Here is a 5,741-nt window from a genome sequence, read left to right as displayed (position 1 = left end):
GGCGGGCGGGCGCCCGCCAGCAGGACCGAGTCGACGACGCGCGCCGCGCCCAGGACACCCGCAGCGGTGTGCGGGCCGGTGAGGTCGAGCTCCTCGACGAGCAGGTCCGCGCCGCCCACGACGGCGCTGGTCGCCGACCGCAGCAGACCGCCGCGCTGCCCGTCGCGGCCGAGCACGAGCGTCTCGCGCAGCAGCGCCGCGCCCTCGTCGTGCACGCGCAGGTTCGTCGTGCGTGCGACGTCCGCACCGTCGGACACGACGAACGGCAACGCGTCCCACACGAGTGACGCACCCCGACCGACGTGCACGTCCGCGCTCCACGACGAGGGCAGGCCCCGCCCGTGGTACGCCACGGTGCCGGACGTCTCGACGAGCTCGAGCTCCACGCCGTCGCCCACGCGCACCTCGACACGGACGTGGTCGCCGCCGAGCAGGAGCGCACCGGTCGCGACCAGTGCGACGGTCACCCCGCGGTCGGTCTGGGTCAGCACGCGCGGCGCGAGGTGCCCGGCGCGCAGCACGCACCGCACCCGGTGCCCCGCACGTGTGACCTCGACGACCGTCCTCACCGCGTTGCCCCCACGTTCCCGCGCCGGTTCGTCGCTCCGGCGTCGCTTCGTCGTCCCGAACCGACGAAGCGACGCACTGCCGACGAACAGCCGTGCGCAACCGACGAACCGGCGGGGCGGGCGCCCTCGGCGGGGCGCGCGCAGCGGTGCGCACGTGCGGGAGCGGTGGGGTGGGTGCGGTGGGTGGGCATGGTCAGGCGTGGGTGTGGAGGATCCCGCCGGCGGGGTGCTCCTCGTCGGCGTGGAAGTGGGGGGCCATGGGGCCCGGGTCCTGCGGGACGTGCGCGCCCGCGCGGTGCGCCGCGAGCATCACGCGCACCCAGTCCTTCAGGGCCTCGACCGAGGCCGCGTCGTGCCGGGACAGCGCGAGCACCGGGCGGCCGTCGCGCGCCGCGGTCGCGTCCGCGACCATCCGCGTCACGTCGACGCCGACGTACGGCGCGAGGTCGGTCTTGTTCACGACGAGCAGGTCGGCCCGCCCGATGCCGGGGCCACCCTTGCGCGCCACGTCCCCGCCGCCGGCGACGTCGAGCACGAAGACCTGCGCGTCGACGAGCGCGGGCGAGAACGTCGCGGTCAGGTTGTCGCCGCCGGACTCGACGAGCACGACGTCGAGCGGCGCGAAGTCCTCCTCGAGGTCCTCGACGGCGAGCAGGTTGGCCGTGACGTCGTCGCGGATCGCGGTGTGCGGGCACGCGCCCGTCTCGACCGCACGGATGCGCTCGGGATCGAGCACGCCCGCCGAGCGCAGGAAGCGCGCGTCCTCGTCGGTGTAGATGTCGTTGGTGATGACGCCGAGCGCGAGCTCGTGGGCCAGCTCGCGGCACACGAGCGCGATGAGCGAGCTCTTCCCGGTGCCGACGGGGCCGGCGACCCCGAGCCGCAACGACCTGGTCCGCGCGGGCGCGTGTCCGTGCGGCGGCGCGTCAGCGTGCGGGTGCGCGTGGCCGTGGGCCTGCGCGTGGGGGTGGGCGTGGTCGTGAGGGTGGGCGGGGTCGGGCGTGTGGTCAGGCACTGAAGAGCCTCTCTGTGCGGCGGAGGTGCTGCTGCGCCCACTCCTCGAGGAGCGGGGCGCCGGACGCGGGGATGTCGGCGGGGTCCGTCAGGCGCGCGACGCCCGCGGCCATGGCCTCGACGGTCGGCGCAGCGGCGACCACCCACGCGGTCGCGTCGGCGGGGTCGACGGGTGCGAGCTTGAGCGTCGCGGAGGCGATCGTCTGCACGTCGTCGTACCCGACGAGTTGCGCGACCTGCCGCGCGTCGAGCCCGACGCACGCCCCCACCACGCCCAGCACCAGGGGACGCGGCGGCTGCGCCCGGTCGCTGCGGCCCACGGGCCCGGGGCCGACCACGTGCTCGGCGGCGAGGCGCGTGCGTTCCGCGACGACCGCCGCGTCGAGCGCCACCACGCCCGGGTGCGAGCCCCAGAGCCGGTGCGCGAGGCGCAGGTAGCCGCGACCGAGCCGCTGCGAGGTCTCGCGCAGCGCAGGGCTCGGGGTGCGGGCGGCCCACGCCTGCCACGCGCCGCGCAGCCGGGCGACGCGCTCGTCGGGCTCGCCGCACACCGCGTGCCGTGCGACGACCGCGACCGCCGCCTCGGTCCGCGTGACGGTCGCGAGCCGGCCGCCGATGTACCCGGGCACGTCGCTCACCGACATGCCCGCGAGCAGCGCCGGCTCGAGCCCCGCGGACTGGGTGTGCCCGCCCGTCGGCAGGCGCGCGTCGGCGAGCAGGGCGAACAGCACGCTCGTCGGTGGGTGCGCGGCGGTCACGGCGGCCTCAGAACATCGTGTACAGCTGCGCGAGGGGCAGCCGGTCGGCGGGGGCAGGTGCGATCGGCTCACCGTCGACGGCGATCGCGAAGGACTCGGGGTCGATGTCGATGCGCGGCCGCGCGTCGTTGAGGCGCATGTCGGCCTTGCCGATGTCGCGCGTGTCCGCCACGGGCAGGAGCGTGCGCTGCAGCCCGAGCCGTGCGGCGAGCCCGTCCTCGATCGCGGCCGGGGCGACGAACGTGACCGAGAGCTCGGGCGCGACCGCGTCCCCGAACGCGGGCCGCATGAGCACCGGCTGCGGCGAGGGGATCGAGGCGTTCGGGTCGCCGAGCGCACCCCACACGATCGCGCCGCCCTTGAGCACGACCGAAGGCCTGATCCCGAAGAACTTCGGCTCCCACAGCACCAGGTCCGCGAGCTTGCCCGGCTCGACGGACCCCACGTGCGCGTCGATGCCGTGCGCGATCGCCGGGTTGATCGTGTACTTGGCGACGTACCGCCGCGCGCGCAGGTTGTCCGCGGGCTCGTCGGTCCCGAGCGCGCCTCGTCGGGCCTTCATGACGTGCGCGACCTGCCAGGTGCGCGTGATCACCTCACCGATGCGCCCCATCGCCTGCGCGTCCGACGACGTGATCGACATGGCCCCCAGGTCGTGCAGCACGTCCTCCGCGGCGATCGTCGTCGCCCGGATCCGGGACTCCGCGAACGCGAGGTCCTCGGGCACGTGCGGGTTCAGGTGGTGGCAGACCATGAGCATGTCGAGGTGCTCGGCCACGGTGTTGACGGTGTGCGGCAGCGTCGGGTTGGTCGAGCCGGGGATGACGTTCGCGTGCGACGCGACCGTGAGGATGTCCGGCGCGTGCCCGCCGCCCGCGCCCTCGGCGTGGAACGCGTGGATGCCGCGCCCCGCGATGGCTGCGAGCGTCGACTCGACGAAGCCCGCCTCGTTGAGCGAGTCCGAGTGCAGCGCGACCTGCAGCCCCCACCGGTCCGCGGCGCGCAGCGCGGCGTCGATCGCCGCGGGCGTCGAGCCCCAGTCCTCGTGCACCTTGTACCCGGCCGCACCCGCGAGCGCCTGCTCGTCGAGGCCCTCGTCGGAGACGGTGTTGCCCTTGGCGAGCAGCAGCACGTTGACGGGTAGCGCGTCGAGCGCGCGATGGATCGTGCCCAGGTGCCACGCGCCGGGGGTCACGGTCGTCGCCTTGGAGCCCTCGGAGGGCCCGGTCCCGCCGCCGACGATCGTCGTGAGCCCGGTCGCGAGCGCCTCGTGCACCTGGGACGGCGACAGCAGGTGCACGTGCGAGTCGATGCCCCCGGCGGTCAGGATCCGACCCTCGCCCGAGATGACGTCGGTCGACGGGCCGATGTGCAGGTCCGGGTGCACGCCGTCGGCGACGTCGGGGTTGCCCGCGCGGCCGAGTGCGACGACCCGCCCGTCGCGGATGCCGACGTCCGCCCGGACCACGCCCCACCAGTCCAGGACGATCGCGTTGGTGATCACGGTGTCGAGCGCACCCGCCGCGCGCGTCGTGGTCCCCTGCGCCATCGACTCACGGATCGACTTGCCGCCCCCGAACACGGCCTCCTCGCCACCGAACGTGCGGTCCTCGGTGACCTCGATCCACAGGTCGGTGTCGCCCAGGCGCACCTGGTCGCCCGTCGTCGGGCCGTACAGCGCGACGTACCGCGCGCGCGAGATCTCGACCACGCGTCAGTCCCCCGCCCCGGCCGGCGAGACCGCGCCCAGCGCGCCCCCGTCTGCCTTGCCCCGCTGGATCCCGGGCACGCGGCGGGCGCCGCGCAGCGCCACGGCCGCGACCACGGCCGACGCCCCCGGCTCGAACCGCCGCGACGTCCCCGACGGCACGTCGAGCCGGAACCCGTGCGCGGCGACCCGGTCCAGGTCGAGCGCCGCGTTCGCGTCGGACAGGTGCACGTGGGAGCCGATCTGCACGGGTCGGTCGCCCGTGTTCGTCACGACGAGCGTGATCCGCTCGTGCGCCGCGCGGTCCGCGTTGAGGACCACGGGCTCGTCCTCGCGGCCGGGTGCGAGCCGCACCGCACCCGGCCCGCTCGTCGTCGTGCCTGCCATGTCGCGGGCCCCCTCAGGCGATCGGCTCGTGGATGGTGACGAGCTTGCGCCCGTCGGGGAACGTGGCCTCGACCTGGACGTCGGGCAGCATGTCCGCGACGCCGTCCATGACCTCGTCGCGGCCCAGCACGCTGCGCCCCTCGACCATGAGGTCCGCCACCGACCGCCCCTCACGCGCGCGCTCGAGCACCCACGTGGTCAGCAGCGCGACCGTCTCCGGGTAGTTCAGGCGCACGCCGCGCGCGAGGCGGTCGCGCGCGACCATGCCCGCCACCGCGAGCAGCAGCTTCTCGGTGTCGCCTGGCGTCAGGTGCACGGGCCCTCCTTCGGGTGGTTCACGGACGGGTGCACAGCCGTGTTCACAGGCCCACCGCCACGACCGCGAGCGCCTCGCCGGGCACGACCTGCTGACCGGGTTCGACGAGCACCTCGACGAGCCGGCCGTCGACGGGCACGGGCACCGCGAGCTCGAGCTTCATCGCCTCGAGCGCGACGAGCCGCTCCCCCGCCCGCACGCGCTCACCGACCTGCGCGTCGATGCGCCACACCGCGCCGACCATCGGCGCCTCGACGAGCACGCAGCCCTGCGGCGCGCGCCGCAGCGGTGCGCTCACGGGCGGTGCCGTCGCGGCCTCGTCGGGCGCGTCCAGCTCTCCCGCGAGCGCCCACGCATCGCGCTCGGCCGCGAACCACGCCGCGCGACGGCCCGTGACGCGCGCGACGTCCTCGGCGTGGTCGAGCAGCGACTCGCGGTGCTCACGCGCCGAGAACCAGCCGTCCTCGATCACGAGCGTGCGGCGCCCCGCGGCGAGCTCGGCCCGCCACGTGAGCAGCTCGTCGGGCGCGACGGGGTGCCAGACGATCCGGTCGAAGCAGCGCAGGAGCCACGGCACGCCCGGCTCGAACGACCCGTGCTGCGCGTACGCGGACCACACGGGGACGGTCCGGCCGACGAGCTGGTACCCGCCCGGGGAGTCCATGCCGTACACGCACAGGTACTGCCCGCCGAGCCCGACCGTGCCCTCCGCGGTCCACGTGCGCGCGGGGTTGTACTTCGTGGTCAGCAGCCGGTGCCGCGGGTCGAGCGGGACCGCGAGCGGCGCCCCCAGGTACACGTCGCCGAGCCCGAGCACCAGGTACTCGGCCGCGGTCATGGTCGCGAGCACGTCGTCGACCGTGTCGAGCCCGTTGACGCGGCGCACGAACTCCGCGTTCGACGGCAGCCACGGCGCGTGCGGCCGCACGCCGGCGACGTACCGCTCGACCGCGGCCGCGACCACGGGGTCGTCGAACGAGAGCGGCAGG

7 protein-coding genes are annotated in these 5,741 nt (G+C 75.4%); all 7 read right to left on the bottom strand.

The window, feature by feature from the left end; translation table 11 throughout:
* Positions 1-569 (bottom strand): urease accessory protein UreD (locus CWIS_RS10685; protein WP_048343282.1); only part of this gene is annotated, 569 nt, incomplete at its 3' end.
* 193 nt (positions 570-762) lie between these two features.
* Positions 763-1,455, bottom strand: coding sequence for an urease accessory protein UreG (ureG, locus tag CWIS_RS10680; RefSeq protein ID WP_048343281.1), 693 nt, complete (start codon positions 1,453-1,455; stop codon positions 763-765).
* 121 nt (positions 1,456-1,576) lie between these two features.
* Positions 1,577-2,341, bottom strand: coding sequence for an urease accessory protein UreF (locus tag CWIS_RS10675; RefSeq protein WP_048343280.1), 765 nt, complete (start codon positions 2,339-2,341; stop codon positions 1,577-1,579).
* Positions 2,342-2,348: 7 nt separating this feature from the next.
* A complete protein-coding gene (locus CWIS_RS10670) occupies positions 2,349-4,052 on the bottom strand; it encodes an urease subunit alpha (protein ID WP_048343279.1) in 1,704 nt (567 codons plus the stop codon).
* 3 nt (positions 4,053-4,055) lie between these two features.
* Complete coding sequence (locus CWIS_RS10665) at positions 4,056-4,436, bottom strand: urease subunit beta (RefSeq protein ID WP_048343278.1); 381 nt, start codon at positions 4,434-4,436, stop codon at positions 4,056-4,058.
* A gap of 13 nt (positions 4,437-4,449) precedes the next feature.
* Positions 4,450-4,752 carry an urease subunit gamma gene (locus CWIS_RS10660; RefSeq protein ID WP_048343277.1) on the bottom strand — a complete coding sequence of 101 codons (303 nt, stop codon included), beginning with the start codon at positions 4,750-4,752 and terminating at the stop codon, positions 4,450-4,452.
* Between the two features lie 43 nt (positions 4,753-4,795).
* Positions 4,796-5,741 (bottom strand): carboxyltransferase domain-containing protein (locus CWIS_RS10655; RefSeq protein WP_048343276.1); only part of this gene is annotated, 946 nt, incomplete at its 5' end.

Source organism: Cellulomonas sp. A375-1 (assembly GCF_001040865.1).
GTDB lineage: Bacteria > Actinomycetota > Actinomycetes > Actinomycetales > Cellulomonadaceae > Cellulomonas > Cellulomonas gelida.
Note: the sequence above shows the minus strand (reverse complement) of the source record. Positions and strands in the feature narration are given on the sequence as shown.